The following is a 221-nucleotide window of genomic DNA, read 5'->3' as shown; positions in this document are numbered from 1 at the left end:
CTATGTTGATTACAAGAAATTCGATCACTACTGTGAAAAAGGAATAGGTTTTGTAACTCGTCTCAAGTCAAATGCTGTGGTGTATGTGCAAAAAGAATTGCCACTTTCGCTGGAAAGCGAAATTAGCAGGGATTACATAGCTATCCTGGGCTGGGGTTCATCAAGAATGAAGCACCCTGTACGTCTGATTGAAACAACGGATACAGAAGGGAATCAAATTA

General features: G+C 40.3%; 1 pseudogene. It reads left to right on the top strand.

The features are described from left to right. A pseudogene (locus ULO1_RS15030) lies at window positions 1–221 on the top strand (IS4 family transposase); the annotation flags it as partial.

This window comes from Carboxydocella sp. ULO1, from assembly GCF_002049255.1.
Taxonomy (GTDB): Bacteria; Bacillota.
Note: the sequence above shows the minus strand (reverse complement) of the source record. Positions and strands in the feature narration are given on the sequence as shown.